An 18,259-nucleotide genomic window follows, 5' to 3' on the forward strand; every position below is an offset into this window, starting at 1 on the left:
TCGCATAGGGCAAGGCTCCTCTACAATATAGATATAAACGATAGCGCTAACGAATCGAACCTTGGAGAGGAGACTTTCTTATGAATAAATTGTTTCGTTCCCGTTATAATAGCAAATTGACCGGTCTGAGCGGGGGACTGGCCGAGTGGACAGGAATCAACGCTACCCTGATCCGGCTGATCTGGATCATCTCCGCCTTTGCCAGCTTCGGCACGACCGTTCTGGTCTATATGATCGCGAGTCTGGTAGTTCCCAAAGAGCCGCCGCATCACAGCTACGGCCACGGCCCGTATCACGGATACTAAGCAGGCGGCGTCCAGAGACTGGAGGCCCCATCCCCGGACACACTTAAGCAAAGGCCGCCGTTCTCCCGTTATCCGGGTGACGGCGGCCTCTTGCCGCAGGTACAGCCTTCTTTCGGACCTGGGCGAACCCTCTTTAGCTGATTAGACCGAGCCAGCGCCAGTACGGCACGCATAGCACGGCGATGAGCAGCACGGCTAGCCCGTAAGCCAGCGCTATTTTTTGCCCTTGGCGATGATCGAATGCTTTCCCCTCCGAGCTGTAGTAAGCCGTCAAATACGTGGGCGATTGATAGGCGAAGAAAAACGGGTCCGTCGATAGCAGAATAATAAATACGAGCACCCACGGATGAATGCCAAGCTCGGTTCCAAGCGGGAGCAGCGCGGTGACCAATAGAATCACCGCGGGGTCGTCCCGCACCACTAGCGTGACGACGAAGGAAAGCAAGACAACCGCTGCCAGGAATAGCTCCGATGAGGAGACGAATATCCCCATGTGTTCCCTGACCAGCGAGGACAGCACGTCCGCTATGCCCAGCTCGGTCGCAGCCCCTGCGAAGCTGAAGGCGATGCCGAGAAACAGCAGAAACGTCCAGTCGATGCCTGAGGTCAGGGTCCGCCGATCCAGAACGCCGGTTATCACCAGTACAGCGAAGCCCGCCAGCATCACCCAGACGCTATCGATGCCGTGCAGCGGCTGCAGCACAAGCAGGCTGACGCAGCCCAGCAGCGTAAAGAGGGAAATCCGCTCTTCCTTGGTGAGCGGACCGAGCAGCCTGATCTGTTCATCCAAGACGTGAGCGGATACCGCTTTGGCTGCAGACCGATGGTTCCTGAACATGAAAGTAATCGCCAGCCACAGGACGGCGCTGAACAAGACGAAGGCGGGAAGCGCATGGATCAGCCATTGCAGCCAGGTCACCGGCTGGCTGGCGGAGACAAGGCCGTACGCCATCACATTCGTGTACGAGCCCGTCATAACGAACGGCGCCGTGAATCCGTAGAAGATCATCGCCGCGAGCCCCAGGCCCGCGGCCTCTTTGCTCTTCTCGGCGAAGCCCATCGACTCTGACAGCGTCCGGGCAATCGGCACTCCTAGCGATACCTTGGCCGAAGATGACGGAAGCAGCGGATTGAGCGCCGTTCCCCCGGCGACGATCCCCCATAGCTGCCCCCGGTAATGAGATGGAAACCGCTTCAGCGCATGCAGCGAGAACCGGTATACAATACCCGACTTGGTCATGACGGCACTGAGCGCCATGATGAAGATCATATACAGCCACGTCGTCGTCGCAAAGCCCGATAAAGCGACTTCAGGCGTAACCGCGCCGCTCAGCACCCACAGCATGGCCATACCCAGAGCTACGATATAGTCGGGGACGATGTTGACGATCCAAAGGATAACGGCCGCTAGTCCGATCCCGATAAAACTCATCCCCGCGCGCGATAGTCCCGGTACCGGCTCCAGCTGCTGAAAAAGCAGGACGCAGCCGGCCGCTGCAAGCAGTGCCGACAGCCCCAGCCACCGGCTGCCTCCAAGAAGGCGGCCTGCGCTTTCGGCAAGCTGCTGGGACTTCCTGCGGACCAGCTTCTGCTTCGCCTGTTCGTAGGTAAGTCCTTCACCCTGGCTTCGCGGGGCTCGGTCTGTAATCTGCAGGGCTGCGGCTTCCGCCAGCTCCAAATACTCCAGCGCTTGTTGATTGCGGTTCAGACGTCGGCTCAGGTCGGCTCCACGCTCGTACAGCCGCAGCAGCTGAGACGGCGTCAAAGCCCCGGCCTGCTCCTCCAGCACCGCCTCCGCCAGAGCCAGTCCCTTCTCAGGAGCTTCTTCCTGACAGTAAGCGATGTAGCGCTCCGCCAGCGGGAACCGCGACCGCTCCACAAGCTTCCCTGGCGGACAACGCCACAGCTGGGCGAGCGTCTCACGCTCCTGTTCGGTCAAGGCATCGGGGACCGGGAAAGGTTCGCTGGTTCGTTCCGCTCTCGCCGATGAACCCGCAGCTTCCCGGGGAGCGGACAGCCCCAGCATACCCTGCGCCGCATCGAGCGCGGCCTCCCAATGATCCAGCTCCGCCCACAGCTGAACCGAAGCGGCCCACTGCCCGGCTTCTTCGTAGGAGGACGCGGCCTGGCGGACCCATTCCTGCCGTTCGGCGTAGCTGGCGGTCCCGGACGCGGCAAGGTCAACCAGCAGCGGACGAACGCCTGGCTTCAGAGCGATCCATTCGCCCGCCGCCGCATCGGCCTGGAGGAAATCGAGCAGTCCGGGCCACGCCTGCGCCTCATCCGCCAGCACGAAGCCGAACTTCCGCTCCGCCAGCCTTCTGCCGGCTACCGGCACCGCCGCGCACCAGATGAGGAAAGCTTGCAGCTTCTCCGGCAGCAGCTTCATCCGCTGCTCGGTCAGCTTGGCCTCCGACTCCTTGGATGCCTGAAGCCGGTTATTGGTCTGAATCAGCCGCTGAGACAGCAGCCGAATAAAATAAGCGGAAATCGACGAGTTTTCGGCAACCAGCCGATCAAAGCTGGGCCTGTCCATCTCGAAGAGGACCGTATCTGCCGCCGCGACAGCAGATGCAGAGCGCGGCTCTCCGGTTAACAGCGCCATCTCGCCGAGCGTATCTCCCTCATGGAGCAGGGCCAAGGCTTGCCTGCCGCCCTCGGGCCTCTCGGAGAACAGCTCGATACGGCCGCTTTCGATCAGATACATGCTGCCGGCGGCGTCGCCTTGATGGAACAAGCTTTCCCCCGCGATAAGCTCCCGCTTCTCTAACTTGCCCAGCAGCTTGGCCAGCTCCATATTGGTCAGACTCTTGAACATGTCAATATTTTGTAGCGTCATGGCACGCATCAACCTTCTTCTGAGGGACAATATGTCTTTCGATCCTTAGAACTAGGGGCTTTGACTGCTATTCCCACTTTCTAACTATAAAAGGGAAGCTCTGCCCCGTCAATTTGAAATGGCATAGGCCTGCGGATGGACTTAAAAATCGGCATGAATCAGATCGGAGTTGATGCCGATCGCCGCCCGGCTTCCTTCCGCAGCGGCTACAATCAGCTGAGAGGGAGCGATAGCGCACGTATCGCCTGCTGCATACACGCCGGCCACGGAGGTCCTCCCCAGGCTGTCGATCGCCAGTCCGCCGAGCGGATTCGATCGGCAGCCCAGCGCTTCGCCGAACGGAGCCGCCTGGAACCACGCGGTTTCGACGAATCCGCCCGTTCGCCTCAGCTCGGTGCCGTCCTCCAGCAGGCTGCTCTTCAGCTGTCCCTGCTCGCCGTTCAAGCAGCGAATCGGCTGCTCGTAGAGTCCGACCCCCTTGCGCCTCAGAGCTTGCCGCTGATCGTCTGTCAGCGCGGGCTTCCCGTTCGTGCACACTATCAGATCGCGGCTCCATTGCCGCACGGTCCGCGCCATATGGTAAGCCAGGGGCTGCTCCGAAATCACGACGAGCGGCTCATCCAGCCGCTCCCACCCGTCACAATAAGGGCAGCTGAACAAGCTGCTCCCGTAATACTCGTGAATATGGCGGATGGACGGCAGCGCTTCCCGCAAGCCCGAAGCCAGCAGCACGGTGCGGGCGACATAACACTCCCCGCGATCCGTCGTCAACCGGAACGTAGATGTTCGGTTCACGCTGACGACCCGCTCCGGCTTGCAGAGGACCGAAGCATAACGGCTTAGATCTCGGTAAGCGGCCTGACGGAACTCGCCCGGCGACACGCCGTCTCTCGTAATAAAACCGTGGGTTTGGCGGGTCACCTCATTCCTCGGCCTGCTGTCGTCGAACAAGATCACGTTCCTTCTCGCTCGGCCCAGCACAAGCGCAGCATTCAGACCCGCGGGCCCTCCGCCTATGATCGCGCAGTCATACAGCATGGCTGTCACTCCTTTGTCCATGGCACCTGAGGATCCTGGGCGCCTATCGCGGCGAAGCCGTCTCACTATCATTAGTGTATTCGTCAGATACCCCTGTGCATGTTCGGAATTCGTGATCTAACAGCCGCCCCTCTCTGGAGATAAGCCCGTCAGTACCTTCGGAAGGCGTTCCCCGTGGAACACCGGCTAGCCGCGGACCTCCTGCCGGGAAATGTCCCCGACTCTCCTTATCCTCTCTACGAACGGCTGCCTAACTACCAGACGCCCTCTTTGCACACCTGCGGGTAAGCAATAAGGCCACCAGGAGCTCCCCTGATGGCCTTACCGTTATTCTTGCTCCATCGCCCGGCCCAATGCCGCCAGCTTGTTCATCGTTTGCCAGTTCCGGGTCGTAGCCGCGACCTTTAATTTCTTCTCCAGGAAATTATTCGAGAACATCGACTTCCCCAGTCCCTGCCGGCATAAGATGTAGACTTCGTCGCCGGCGAGACGGTATTCGTCAATCTCGCTGGAGCACGCTAGGAGGCGCTGGACCCCTTCCTCGGAGGGCGACTGGGCTAGCAGCGCCACGTACAGACTTTCCCCAGACGCGAGACTGTCCGCCGGGAACGGACACCCGGTCAGGATACGCTCCAGATCGCCGACCGTCCGCACCACAACAGGCACCTGGTAGCCGAAGGTCGCTTCGATTCCTTTTTCAATCCGCTTATGCAGCGGCTCTGCGCTTTCCGTGAGTCCGGAAGGGTCAAAAAGCACATTCCCGCTTTGAATATAAGTCTGCACCCGTGTGAAGCCCAATGCTTCAAACATCTGTTTTAACTCGGCCATCTTGATCAGCTTTTGTCCGCTGACATTTATTCCTCTAAGCAGTGCAAGTTGTACCGTCATGTCCTTCCGCCTCTCTAGTCCCGTTTGTACTTTTTATTATATAGGCTTCAGGCAGCCAATTCATAGTAAGCATTCGAGCCCTAAAGGTGGAGGGTGGAGCCCTGACGTTTACCCTGCCCCGGCCTGTGGGTAATAGATGCTCAACACCCGATACATAGGCTGCTGCAGGAAGACTAGACGCCCGCACATCTTTATAGGAGGCTGGACATGATGACAAGCAATCATACGATGATGCAATTTTTCGAATGGCATGTGGAAGCGGACGGCAACCACTGGAACCGATTGAAGGAGCTGGCCCCTGAGCTGAAGCGGCATGGCATAGATTCGGTCTGGATCCCTCCTGTGACCAAAAGCGATTCCCCGGACGATACGGGCTACAGCGTGTACGACCTGTACGATCTGGGCGAATTCGATCAGAAGGGCGGAGTCCGCACCAAATACGGCACCAAGCAAGAGCTGCACGAGGCTATCGCCGCTTGCAAGGAACAGGGCATCGCGGTATATGTGGATGTCGTCATGAACCATAAAGCGGGGGCGGACGAGACCGAGACCTTCCAGGTGATCGAGGTCAATGAGGAGGATCGGACCGAAGAAATATCCGACCCGTTCGAGATCGAGGGCTGGACCCGGTTTACCTTCCCCGGCCGAGGCGGGAAGTACTCCTCGTTTCAATGGAGCTACGAGCATTTTAACGGCACGGACTACGATGCCCGGGAAGACAAGACCGGCGTATTCCGCATCATCGGCGAGAACAAGCACTGGAATGAACATGTCGATCGCGAATTCGGCAATTACGACTATCTGATGTTTGCCAATATCGATTACAGCAATCCGGTCGTACAGGAAGAGATGATCGCTTGGGGCAAATGGCTTGCGAACACTCTGGATTGCGACGGGTTTCGGCTGGATGCCATCAAGCACATCAATCACGAGTTCATCAAATCATTCGCGGCGGAAGTCGTCCGAGAGCGCGGAGACCAGTTCTATATCGTCGGCGAGTTTTGGAATTCCGAGTTAGGCGCCTGTCAGCAATTTCTGGACACGGTCGATTACCGGATCGATCTGTTCGATGTCTCCCTTCATTACAAGCTGCATACGGCTTCGAAGGCAGGAGCCGACTTCGATCTCCGGACCATCTTCGACGACACGCTGGTACAGACGCATCCGGAGCATGCCGTTACCTTCGTGGACAACCATGATTCCCAGCCTCATGAAGCCTTGGAGTCCTGGGTGGAGGATGCATTCAAGCCAAGCGCCTACGCCCTCATTCTTCTCCGGCAAGGCGGTTATCCTTGCGTCTTCTACGGAGATTACTTCGGCATCGGGGGAGAGCATCCGATCGAGGGGAAGAAGGCGGCTATCGACCCGCTCTTGTATACACGCAGGCATAAGGCTTACGGCGAGCAGGAGGATTACTTCGATCATCCCAATACGATCGGCTGGGTTCGCCGCGGTCTCCCTGAGATCCCCCGGTCCGGCTGCGCGGTCGTCATCTCGAACGGGGACGACGGCGACAAGCGAATGTTCGTAGGCGAGGGGCGTGCCGGCGAAGTATGGGTCGATATGACGAATAGCCGGGAAGACCGAATCACCATCGAGGAGGATGGCTTCGCCTGCTTCCCGGTGCATGGAGGCAGCGTCTCCGTCTGGGCTCTGCCGGACGAGGATGTGGAGCCGGCGTAAGAAGCAGAACCGTCCGGCAAGACTGTCCGGGCGATTCTTGGCCGTGCGGAGATCCGTCGCCAGCCGAAATACCCTGACGGCAGCCGGGCCGTCAGGGTATGAAATAACGAAAGTATGCTCAAGCCTCAGGCTCTAGGCCACTGCCGCCCTCTCACGGATGACCGATACGGGCGAACGGTACCGTCAACAGATCGACATCGCCCCATTCCTTGGGGGAGTTGGATTCCGTAACCCCGGGCGTATCGGACGTAGCCGGGTCGTTCGGAATGGAGTCCACCGGCGAGAATTCGCCTTGATGCAGCATGACGCCGATCCCCGCTTGCTCGATATTCGGATTGCCCAGTGCGCTGAGCGGGATTTTCGCTTCGTAGAAGGTATCGCGGTTCCGGTCATGCCCGAGCGCCAGAAAATCCACCAGCTTGCCCGGTACAGCCGCATCGTCGGCATCCTTGACACCCCATAGGGTAGAAGCCCCGTTGCCCTTGGCAAACTTTACTTCGATCCCTGCCGCTGCCCCCGTCTTGTAGTTCACCCCTCCGTCGTCCACGGGAAATACGCCGTTAACAGCTCTGGAGATGTAACCGGAGTGAAACATGTTGGAGGCGATATTGAATTGGTAGTCCGGCAGATGAGCTCCGCCCCAGATCGGCTTGTTGCCATTCTTCTTCCACATATCATTCGCCGCTCCGGCGCCTGGTATCGTATCGAAGGCCAGCGTTTGGGGCATATCCATGGAGCGGATCGGCGTTCCGCCCGCCGACCCGGCATTGGCCGGATCGACGATGTCGGTCACATCTACATATTGCCAGGCCAGATACAGGTACTGGTCATCCCATGCCGCCCACAGATGCGTAAGATCCATCGGGGTTTCGTGAAGAGACCAGTTGCTGCCGAGCGTTCTCGGATCGTCCCCAGCCATATCGAGCGCGATCAGCATATCATCCGTCCACTGGCCGTTATTTACGCCGTCGATCACGATCGGGGACGTCACCCGCTTGCCATAGGTCGGGTTCGTGGAATACGGCTTATCGCCGCCCGGCTGCGCGATGGGTCCGGGAAGCGTGACGGCGGTTACTGCCGCGCTCTCCTCGGAGCGGTTGCCCGCAGCATCATAGGCTTTGACCGTGTACGTATAGGCGGTATTCGGCGTCAGGCCTGTGTCGGTATAAGAGGCAGTCGCCGACGCGCCCTGCTTGCTGCCATTGCGGTAAACCTCATAGCCGGTTACCCCGACATCATCGGTGGATGCCGCCCACTGAAGTGCGATGGACGTGGAGGCCGGAACAGCCGCCACCTGCCCCGGCTTCGTCGGCGGAGTCACGTCGCCCCCTCCCCCAGGTACAGTGACGATAGCTTCCGTGCTGTATGGCGAGAAGTTACCCGCAGCGTCCACGGCCCGCACCCGGTAGCCGTATGTCGTGCCTGCGGCTACCGTGCTATCGATGTAAGTCAGCGCGGCAGGCAGGCTGACCGCGACGGCCGCCCCGTTGCCGACGCGGCGGCTGACTTCATAGCCGGTCACGCCGACATTGTCCGTGGAAGCGCTCCAGGTCAGCGTGACGGCGACAGGCGCCGTAGAGCTTACTTGAGCAGCCACATGGGCGGGCGTGCTCGGCGGCGTGGAGTCGCCGGGCTTGACACCCGGCTGCACTTGTCCGGCCGCTCCGTTCGCGCCGGGGACATACGTGCTGTCGCCTACAGGGAAGAAGTAGTTTCGCTGCCCGTTGCTATCCCACTGGCCGCTGCCGTTAGTGAAGCAGGCCTCCAGCCGCGTGGCCGTTCCGATATCAAGCGTGATTTTGCTGTATCCGGGGTTGGCCGGATCATTCTCCATACGCGTGCCGGGAGCGACCGTCCAGGTCCCTCCTTCCGGTCGATAATGAATATAAGCCGGGTTGTACCCTTGCTTATAGTATACCGTCACTTTATTCCCCGGCAGCGGCTGGTCGGGCTTGCCCGGCTTGACCGTTCCGGCGGCTCCGTTCACGCCGGGAATATACGTATTGTCGCCCAGACCGAAGATATAATTGCGCTGGCTGTTGCTGTCCCATTGGCCGCTGCCGTTATTGAACGCAGCCTCGACTCTCGACTTCGTCAGCGGGTCGATGGAGATCTTCGCATAACCGTTTATTTCCGAATCAAGCATCCTCACGCCGGGAGCCGTCGTCCACGTTCCGCCTTCGGGACGATAGTGAATATAAGGGGACGGGTATCCTTTCTTGTAATAAATGACGACCGATTGCAACGTCCCCGCATTTTCCGTCTTGACCGCCAACTCCTGGCTCGGATCGGAAACGCCTCCCGATTGGCTGCGGCCGATAATCTTGTACTTGTACTCCGTAGCGGCTGTCAGATTGGTATCCTGGTAGGACGTGGTCGTTGAGGAACCGACCTTGGCGTTGTCCCGATACACATCATACCCGGCTATGCCGCTGACGTGCGTGGACGGCTGCCAGCTCAGAGAGACCGTTGTGGAGGTTTTGGCAGCTGCCGTCAGTCCCGTCGGCGCAGTGGGCTTCGTGATGTCTCGGGGGTCTGTCTCATGCCAGGCGCTGCCGTCATACCAGCCCGTCGCTTTCCTCTCGAACCCGGCCTGGTTCTGGCCCGGCGCTTGCTTGCCCGAGCTATCCTTGAAGATCAGCTTCACGCTCTCGGCGTTGTCGAAGGTATACACATACCAGTCTCCGCCCGCAGATTCCATCGCAGGAGCCGTCGCCCAGGTCGGGCCGGCTTGCTGAGGCACGGCTTCGTAATAGTACAGCTGTGGTGCGCCCCAGCCAGCCGGTTTTTTGAAATAAATCTGCAGCTTGGCATTCGGGTCCGCCTTCGTAAACGTATAGGATTTGGTCGCTGGTCCATCCTCATTGACTGCATACAGCCTCAGCGTCTTCGTATCGCCGAACTGCATATCCCCGCCAATAACGACCGTATCTCCGCTAGTATAAGGAATGCCAGCCGTCGCAGGGTCGCTCCCATCCAGCGTGTATTTGCCGGTTGGCGCTTTCTTCACGTCCAGCGTGACGGTTTGGGTAGGCGTTGTAAACTTCCCGCCTCCAGGAGCCGCGCTGACAATCGGCGCATTCTGCGGCAGCAGCGTCGCGCTCTCGATCAGAATCACGCCATGCTGGCCTGCCGTGAACCGAGCCTTACCTCCGCTGACGACCACCTGACTTTGCGTATACGCATCGCGCACGGTGGTCCCGTCCTCGAAGATGCCAGCCACGGTTACATCGACCGTACCAGACGCCCCGGTCGCAACGACCACCCGGTCCTGGTGGCCGTTCTTCTCATAGGTGCGGGCGAAGGTATACGGGCTGTCCGCCAGCTTGCGATGCTGACCCGCGCCTACAGACAGGTGATTGTTGCGGAACTTGCCGAGCTTCTGCCAGTGCGAAAGCACATTTTGGTTCACCTGGTTCCAATTCATATAAGATCTCGTGCCCTGCTCCGGATCGGAGCCGCCCTCGCCGTGCGGCCTGGCCGTTTCATCGCCGTAGAAAATTTGCACCCCGCCCGGAAGCAGCAGCAGGGCTGTGCCCCCCTGGATCAGATTGCCGCGGTTGTACAAGGAGGTATCATGCGACGAAAGATAGCTAAGCATGTTGTAATTCGGGTCATTGCCGTTGAACGCAGCTGCGTAAGTAGAGAACAGGTTCTCCAGATTATTCAGATTGGCCGTCTGGAAGGAGAAATTGATCACCGAGTCAAAGCCATTGTTGAAGTAGCTGCTCTTGCCAAGCCCGTGACCGAATACTTCCGCCGTCATCCAGAAGTTGTCGGTCCAGTCCGCTCCCGGCTTTCCGGGATTCTGCTGTCTCCACTTGGACAGGGCGGCGCTAGCCGACGTCTTCAGCGCCGCCCACCGGTCGATCTCGATATGCTTGGCCGTATCTGCACGGAAGCCGTCGATCCCGAATTCCTCCACCCAGGCGGATAGCCACTTGACCATGTAGTCCTTGGGAGGAAGATTGAGCTCCTGGCGCAGCGGTTTGGCAGCCGGAACGATCCACTGGTCGTAGCCGGAGCTCTCCGCATTCCATTTATTTTTCAAGATCGGCGGCAGCCCGACCCCTTGAGTGAGCTCTGTCTTGATATCCGGCAGGAAGCCCACGCACTGGGCAATCTCTCCGCCCCCGCAATTGTCATAGCCTGCAGTGCTGTCCGCGCGAATCCAGTCCCGTCCCCACCAGCTCGCCCACGCCGCCTGATTGCTGCGGTTCATAATATTGTTATGGGTATGCCAGTTCTGACCTTGGCCTTGATTCGGCGTCCAATCACCCGATAGCCCGCCGCGATCTCCATAATTGAAATCCGCCATGTCCTTCAACGTCGGGTAAGCGACATGGTTCATGACCACGTCCAGAATGATGCGAATACCTTTGCTGTGCGCCAGGTCGACGAACTCCCTCATCTCCTGGACCGTTCCCATATTTTTATCCATAGCCGTGAAGTCAAGACCATAGTAGCCATGATAAGCGTAGTGGGCAAAGTCTCCCTCCTTGCCTCCTACCCAGCCATGCATCTGCTCCCATGGAGCGGAGATCCAGATCGCGTTAACCCCGAGCTCCGTAAAGTAGCCCTCCTGCAGCTTCTGCGTCAGCCCCTTGATATCTCCTCCCCGGAATGTGCCAATGTTTTTGCCCCAGGCATCGGTAGTCGGCCTTCCGTAGGAAGTGTCGTTGCTCGTATTGCCGTTGTTAAAGCGGTCCGTCAGCACGAAATACACGTTCGCATTATCCCAGCTGAATGAAGATGGGGTAGGCTGTCCGCCCCCGCCGCCGCCAACCTTCACGCTGACCGGGGAGCTGAAAGCCGATTTCTGGCCGATTGTGTCGACCGCCCTTATCGTATAAGCATATGTTCGTTCCGCGATCACGCTCTGATCCGTATAGGAGACTCCTGTCGCTTCCCCGATATAAGCGTTATCCCGGTAGATCTCATATTTCACTACTCCCCGGTCGTCCGTGGAGGCTGACCAGCTCAGACTCACCGAAGAAGCGGTTGTTGAGCTTACCTGCACATTCGACGGCGCTGTTGGAGGCTGATCGGACGGGCTGGAGCCCTCCGGCACCCAGATCGAGACGGATCCGTCCTTCACCTTGAACACGCCATTACCGGACGAAGAGATCGTAACCTTCTCCGTGAAGTTCCCGGTTATATCCTTCCAGGATTCGCCCGCATGCGCGGTTCCGACATACATCGTCTTGGAGCCTCCGCTGCGATCGGTCATGATGGCTGCCAATCCGGAATTCGGCTTGGAGGCTACTCCTTCGCGTGTCCAGCCGATCAGATCGTCATGGTCCAGATAGTCGTTCTGCTTGCCGTACGCATAGTCCTTGCGCGCCTTCAGAATCGGGTCGAGCTTATCCTTCAACGCGGGGATTTTTCGGTTGTTATTGCCGTTGGTTCCATAGTAATCGCCTGCAAATACCGTCGGATAACCCTGCTCGCGAGTCAGGATATAGGCATAGGCAAGCGGCTTGAACCAGGTCAGGACGGGTGCCCCATGAGGGTCGTCGCGATCCGGCTGCGTGTCATGGTTCTCGACAAAGGTCATCGCGTGAACCGGATCGGTACCCATCAGCGTTCCGGCCGACAGATTGCGCATGCTGTAGCCGCCATTGCTGCTCGACGCCTGGGCCAGATTGTTGCGCAGCGGGAAGTCGAACATCGACATGTTGCCGCCCACCCGGTTGAGATAGGTTTGCAGCTCAGTCAAACCGCCGATATATTCTCCGACTGCAAACAGATTTTTGCCGGTCTTGGCCCGGGCGTTATCGACGAAATCCTTCATGAAGCCGAACTTGATATGCTTGACCGCATCGAGCCGGAAACCGTCCAGCCCGATTTCGTTTACATACCAGACTCCCCATTTCTTAATCTCATTCACGACGTCGGGGTGATCGTAGTCGATATCGGCGCCCAGCAGATAATCATAGTTGCCCCGCTCGCTGCTTACCTCCCAATCCCAGGCTTTCGCTCCTTCCGAAAATCGATATATTTTCCCATAGTCATCGATCCCGTCGAAGTGCGTCCAGTTCCACTTGAAAGAAGAATACGCATTGTTGCGGCCGGGGAAGTTGTAGATGGTCGCGGCCTGGCGCGAATACTCCCCCGATATCTCCTGATTCCGGTTATCCGGAGATACCTCCTTCACCTTTACCTGCTCGTTGCCGTCCGCCCCTAACATATGATTGACGACGACGTCTCCATAGGCTTGAATCTGATGGTTGTGAAGGGAATCCACCGCTTGCTTCAGCTCGGCCTTCGTGCCGTATTTGGTTCGAACGGTCCCCTTCTGATTGAATTCGCCAAGATCATAGAAGTCATAGACCCCATATCCGACATCATTCGTTCCCGAATGCCCCTTGTACGCCGGCGGTAGCCAGATTGAGGTGATGCCGATATCGCTCAGATGCGCCGCATCGTCGCGTAAGCGGTTCCAATGCCCGCCGTCATTCGGAGTGAACCATTCAAAATACTGCATCATCGTTCCGTTAACGGGAACGTCGCCTGCAGCCGCCTCCGCTTTCGCAGGCGAAATCGGCCCGGGGGCAAATCCGCTGCCCAGCAAAGCGAAGGTCAGGGCCGCGCTTAAAGCGCGGTTTAGAAACCTTTTGGACATGTCAATGCTTTCCTCCTAAACAAAATAATGAGATGGTAAATAGGCCCGCTGCTGCCTTGCTCTCTTGTCGTCCTTAATAAGCTTGTACCGCCTCCTTTTGCGCAAACGTTTTCATACGCTCTTGCAGTGTATCACTCCATTTTAAAGTTCTGTTAAAATCTCCTGAAAAATATATAAAAAGTACCTACCACCCGACGAGGGCCGGCCAAAACAACTCTCCTTTCAAAGACTGCTGAGGGTTGCGGAGGACTGCGGAACGACGGCGTTGAACTTGTAACCGACTCCCCTTATGGTGTGAATGTACTGAGGCTTCCGGGGTTGGCGTTCGATTTTCTTCCGCAAATTATAGATATGGACCATGACTGTGCGAAGATCGCCCAGCCTGTGTTCGGGCCAGATCCGGTCATAAAGCTCCTGGGTGTGGAACACGCGATTGGGATGCTTGGCAAGAATGACCAGCAGCTGATACTCCTTGGCGGACAAGACGGCCGGCTGGCCATACGCTCTAACAGACCGGGAGAAGAGATCGATCTCCAGGTCCGGAAATTGCAGCAAATGACGCTGATGAACGGGAAACTCTCGCCTATACCGGCGCAGTTGGGCCTTGACCTGGGCCAGCAGAAGCTCCAGACTGAACGGCTTGGCGATGTAAGCGTCGCCGCCCGCCCCCAGTGCCGTGATCCTCAGCTGCTCGTCGGCATCAGGACCCATGAACAGCAAGGGCGTGTCGCTGAATCGACGGATTCCGGCACACACCTCGAGCCCCGACAGCTCAGGCCTCCGCACATCCAGCACGATCAAGCCCGGGGCGTGGGTGCGTATCAAGCCGATAAGATCGGCCGGTTCCCCATAAGAGCTGCCGATGACCTCAAAGCCATGCTGCGTCAGAAACGGAATCAGAAGCGTGCGAATCTCCTCTTGATCATCGACAAGAATGATTTTGTCCCGCATTCTCTTCTCTCCTTCCAGGTTTGTGCAAACGTTTTCTTATGATATCTATCATTGACAAAGACGCAACGCTTGTCAATTGTTTATTAACAAAATTAGAAAATGCTAGGTCATCTTAGGAGTCTCCAAACGAAAAAACGCTCTCCCAGCATAAGCTGAAAGAGCGGCAAAACTTGAGATAGGAGCTAGGAAGCCTTCTGTGCATCGGGAGAAACCTGCGAAGCCGTCCGGCTCTCCTCCGGTAATAACAAATTAAGCGCAATCGCAGTCAACGAACCGGATACAATGCCGTTCTGCAGCAGCATCTTGGCGAAATCAGGCAGCTGGTCGAACATCGACGGAAGCGTCGCGGAGCCCAGCCCGACCGCTATGCTGCAAGCCGCGATCAGCAGGTTGCGATCCTTGCGGAGATCCACCTCAGACAAGATGGAGATACCCGAAGCGGCTACCGAACCGAACATGACGATCATCGCGCCGCCCAGCACCGCGCTTGGAATGACCGTCGTCAGCGCTGCCAGCTTGGGCAGCAGACCGAGAACGACCATAATGCCGCCCGCGGCGAAGATGACGTCACGCGACTTGACGCGAGTGAGCGAGATCAAGCCTACATTTTGCGAGAAGGCGGTGTACGGGAACGCGTTGAAAATCCCGCCCAGCATAATCGCCAGCCCCTCGGACCGCAAGCCCCCGACAATCTGCTGCGGGCTAACCTTCTGATCGGTCGCTTTACCTACCGCGAAGTAAACCCCCGTAGACTCGACCATACTGACGATATTGACGATAATCATCGTGATAACGGCTGTGAGACTGAACTGGGGAAACCCGAAGTAGAAGGGCTGAGCGATGCTGACCCACGAAGCCGAGCCTACCGCCGAGAAGCTGACGATGCCCATCGCATACCCGGCTGCCGTTCCGGCCGCAAGCCCGATGAGCACGGAGATGGACCGCAGGAAGCCGGTAGCCAGTCGATTGACCGCCAGAATGACGACTAGCGTACCGAAGGCCAGGAGCAGGTTATGCATCTGTCCGAAGCTCGGATCGCCCTGTCCGCCTGCCGCATTGTTCATCGCCACCGGAATCAGGGAAAGCCCGATGATCGTCACGACGGACCCGGTTACGATCGTCGGGAAGAACCTCAGCATCTTGCCGTACAACGGCGCGGCCAGCACGACGAACAAACCCGACAAGATAATGGCTCCGTAAACTGTAGCCAGATTGGATGTCGAGGCAATCGCAATAATCGGCCCCACCGCCGTAAATGTACAGCCCAGAATAACCGGCAGCCGGCTGCCAAAGTACTTGGTGCCCATCACCTGCAAGATCGTTGCGATCCCGCAGGTGAAGAGATCTGCCGCGATCAAGTACGCCATCTGCGTTCCGTTCAGCTTAAGCGCGCCGCCTACGATCAGCGGCACGATAACGGCGCCCGCATACATCGCAAGCACGTGCTGGAAGCCCAGCGCCACGACCTTTTGCTTGCTTAGCATGTGGCATTCTCCTTGATCGACCCGCTCGAAGCCTCGTCGTCTTCGCCGACAAAGTGAATCTCACCCGGGGACATCGACGCGATCCGGGCCAGCGAGTGAACATGTACGCCGCGCTGTTCCAGTAGACCCCGGCCTTCCTGGAAGCTTTTCTCGATGACACAGCCTACGCCTGCGAGCTCCGCACCCGCTTCCCGGACAATATCGACGAGGCCGACCAAAGCCGCTCCAGTAGCGAGGAAATCATCCACGATCAGTACCTTGTCGGCTGGACCGAGGTATTTCTGCGAGATGCTGACCTGATACGTTTCCTGACGGGTGAAGGAGTGGACAGAAGCCGCATATACCTGCTCGGAGAGCGTGACGGCTTTCTTTTTCTTCGCATAGATGAAAGGGACGTTCAGCGCAATCCCGGCTGCCATAGCGAACTGAATGCCGCTGGCTTCGATCGTCAATACCTTTGTGATCGAGCGGCCGGCAAACAAGCGAGCGAACTCCCTTCCAATCTCCAGCGCAAGCTGCGTGTCTACCTGATGATTCAAGAACGAGTCCACCTTCAGCACCTTATCGGAGAGGATGAGACCTTCTTGACGTATGCGCTCCTGCAGTAGCTTCATTACTTTATCGCTCCTTTTCCACATGAAAGAGGGACAGTCTTCTACTTAAGAGGTTTCTCTCAAGTGAAGCCTGTCCCTCTGTGATGATGTACCTTACGGGGTCACACACAAAGCGTCAACAGCAGCGATATTATTTTACCCGTGTTAAATAATCCCGCTAGCGATTTCACTCATAGTCGGATAATTACAGTGGTCATCCGGTAGAAACTTTTGGGCCATATTCCCAAATGTATACGAGCTCTTTGAAGTTATACCTGTAATAGTACATGCTCTTCTCGATCATTTCAAGTGGAAAATCGTCATAATTCGACAAGGTTAATAGGGTCACCTTGCAATATCCGATTACCTCGTGTTAAAAGAAAATAAACCATTAGACTGAAAAATAAAGTAATAGACTCGGAAAATATAGTTGTAGACTGGCTTGGAAATAGAAGCAGCGGTAGCCTTGGACCGAAAAATATAAGTCCTAGACTTCCGCCGTTGGGGACTGTCCTAATTTTTCTTTTCTTCTTTCGTCGCAGCAACCTCTTGAGATACTTGCGTTACTGGCTGCATTACTGCACCAAAGCTTGATGCAACTGCTTCTAACCCAATAAAATCACAGCAACGGTCATTTAGCTTAGGGTGCTTCTGGCTCGCTACCATGGAATGTAATCGTTTAGCCTTCTTCATGATCGCTTGCTCATTCGATCGGATAGACAAGGCCTGTTGTGTTAGTAGGCCACGATACTGTACGTCAGCAACCTGAAGAATATCTAGATGAATAATAGCAGAATCGAGAACTGGAATCATATTGTTTAAGTTAATGACCCCTAATTTTCCACCATCAATCTTCACAATATCTGGTGCGGTGTCCTGAATTCTAATATGCCTAACTTTTGGGGAAGAAAGGGGCGCACAGTATTTTTGTCCATTTACTTCAAGGATGATGCCTACGAATTTACGACTTCCCTTCTCACTAACTTTCGAGTCATGAACTCGTAAATAATCCAGATAGGCAGGCTGAATCTCGCAAATTTTAAGTATCCCCATGTGCAGCAACTTCTCTCCCAATAATAAAATAAGGGTAGCATTTTGCTACCCTTAGCTTACTTTTTTAATCCCTCACTTGTACGGTAGAGGATCTCCGACTTTTTCCGTTCCTCACTTGTACGGTAGAGGATCTCCGACTTTTTCCGTTCCTCACTTATACGGCTGAGGATTTCCGACTTTTTGCTTTTTGCAACGTGAGCTAACTCTCACGCTTATTATTTTAAGGCAATTAATAGGTCAAGTCAAGCACATATCCATTTGTTCAACGTTACTTCCGGTTGTCCGTGTGAGCAGAAGATCAGAAATTTTCTGTTTTCCAGAACCAGCATTCCATGCCGTAGGCTGCCTTTCGTTCGGTTTAGTCTTTCATGAACTCGACCTTTATCTTTCCATCTATCTCAAATAATGCATAATAATTTGGACAATTCGTTTTATCGTCAATCACATACTTTATGGCCACATTATCTTGGGTTGCTTGTATTTCCTTTAGATTAACACCGGAACTGTTATTCGGACTTTTAATAAGAACATAAGTTTTTTCATTGTGATTTAGATAAACCGCAAGCTCTTCTTTTAATTTGATTTGATTCGTATACCACTCTTCTATTTCCGGCGGTGGAGCAAGAAGATGTTGGAAATTGAATTTTATACTACCTTGATTTCCCTGTTCTACAGATGAGCCATTTACTGGGTTATTACCAACTTGCTCCGCCGCGTGTTGAGTTGAATTGGGGGGGTACAGGAGCCTAAAAATACAGTTAGTAAAATGATAAAAAATTTTAAATTCATCATTTTCCCTC

10 protein-coding genes, 1 pseudogene and 1 riboswitch are annotated in these 18,259 nt (G+C 56.2%); of the genes and pseudogenes, 2 read left to right on the forward strand and 9 right to left on the reverse strand.

Going from position 1 to position 18,259, the window contains the following annotated elements; translation table 11 throughout:
- The first annotated feature begins 80 nt into the window (after nt 1-80).
- On the forward strand, nt 81-305 hold the full coding sequence (locus tag GSF01_RS05440) for a PspC domain-containing protein (protein ID WP_159882002.1): 225 nt from the start codon (nt 81-83) through the stop codon (nt 303-305).
- 133 nt (nt 306-438) lie between these two features.
- Here GSF01_RS05440 and GSF01_RS05445 read toward each other — a convergent pair whose 3' ends face one another.
- The 3 genes from GSF01_RS05445 to GSF01_RS05455 all read right to left on the reverse strand — a co-directional run bounded on the left by GSF01_RS05445 (nt 439) and on the right by GSF01_RS05455 (nt 5,070).
- A complete protein-coding gene (locus GSF01_RS05445) occupies nt 439-3,144 on the reverse strand; it encodes an SLC13 family permease (RefSeq protein WP_159882003.1) in 2,706 nt (901 codons plus the stop codon).
- Nucleotides 3,145-3,285: 141 nt separating this feature from the next.
- Nucleotides 3,286-4,182, reverse strand: coding sequence for an NAD(P)/FAD-dependent oxidoreductase (locus GSF01_RS05450; RefSeq protein WP_159882074.1), 897 nt, complete (start codon nt 4,180-4,182; stop codon nt 3,286-3,288).
- 327 nt (nt 4,183-4,509) lie between these two features.
- Nucleotides 4,510-5,070 carry a DUF1697 domain-containing protein gene (locus tag GSF01_RS05455; RefSeq protein ID WP_159882004.1) on the reverse strand — a complete coding sequence of 187 codons (561 nt, stop codon included), beginning with the start codon at nt 5,068-5,070 and terminating at the stop codon, nt 4,510-4,512.
- Between the two features lie 210 nt (nt 5,071-5,280).
- On the opposite strand from GSF01_RS05455, the gene GSF01_RS05460 reads away from it, so the two are divergent.
- Entirely contained in the window at nt 5,281-6,753 is a 1,473-nt protein-coding gene (locus GSF01_RS05460; protein WP_159882075.1) for an alpha-amylase, read from the forward strand.
- Nucleotides 6,754-6,904: 151 nt separating this feature from the next.
- Here GSF01_RS05460 and GSF01_RS29555 read toward each other — a convergent pair whose 3' ends face one another.
- The 6 genes and pseudogenes from GSF01_RS29555 to GSF01_RS05485 all read right to left on the reverse strand — a co-directional run bounded on the left by GSF01_RS29555 (nt 6,905) and on the right by GSF01_RS05485 (nt 17,459).
- A complete protein-coding gene (locus GSF01_RS29555) occupies nt 6,905-11,824 on the reverse strand; it encodes a carbohydrate binding domain-containing protein (protein ID WP_328803644.1) in 4,920 nt (1,639 codons plus the stop codon).
- Nucleotides 11,816-13,378, reverse strand: a pseudogene (locus tag GSF01_RS29560) (alpha-amylase); the annotation flags it as partial. The gene GSF01_RS29555 and the pseudogene GSF01_RS29560, both read right to left, overlap by 9 nt.
- Before the next feature lie 222 nt (nt 13,379-13,600).
- Nucleotides 13,601-14,329: a response regulator transcription factor gene (locus GSF01_RS05470; RefSeq protein ID WP_159882006.1), complete on the reverse strand. Its 729-nt coding sequence runs from the start codon at nt 14,327-14,329 to the stop codon at nt 13,601-13,603.
- Nucleotides 14,330-14,511: 182 nt separating this feature from the next.
- Nucleotides 14,512-15,813 (reverse strand): nucleobase:cation symporter-2 family protein, encoded by a 1,302-nt coding sequence (locus tag GSF01_RS05475; RefSeq protein ID WP_159882007.1) that lies wholly within the window; start codon nt 15,811-15,813, stop codon nt 14,512-14,514.
- The gene (locus GSF01_RS05480; RefSeq protein WP_159882008.1) at nt 15,807-16,427 is read right to left on the reverse strand and encodes a xanthine phosphoribosyltransferase; all 621 of its coding nucleotides are present in this window, start codon (nt 16,425-16,427) and stop codon (nt 15,807-15,809) included. Before GSF01_RS05480 ends, GSF01_RS05475 begins: the two co-directional genes overlap by 7 nt.
- A 153-nt stretch (nt 16,428-16,580) precedes the next feature.
- Nucleotides 16,581-16,684, reverse strand: a riboswitch (purine riboswitch).
- A 235-nt stretch (nt 16,685-16,919) separates the two neighbouring features.
- Complete coding sequence (locus tag GSF01_RS05485) at nt 16,920-17,459, reverse strand: type III toxin-antitoxin system ToxN/AbiQ family toxin (RefSeq protein WP_159882009.1); 540 nt, start codon at nt 17,457-17,459, stop codon at nt 16,920-16,922.
- Nucleotides 17,460-18,259 lie beyond the last annotated feature (800 nt).

Origin of the sequence: Paenibacillus puerhi (assembly GCF_009846885.1) — a bacterium.
Classification (GTDB): domain Bacteria; phylum Bacillota; class Bacilli; order Paenibacillales; family NBRC-103111; genus Paenibacillus_G; species Paenibacillus_G puerhi.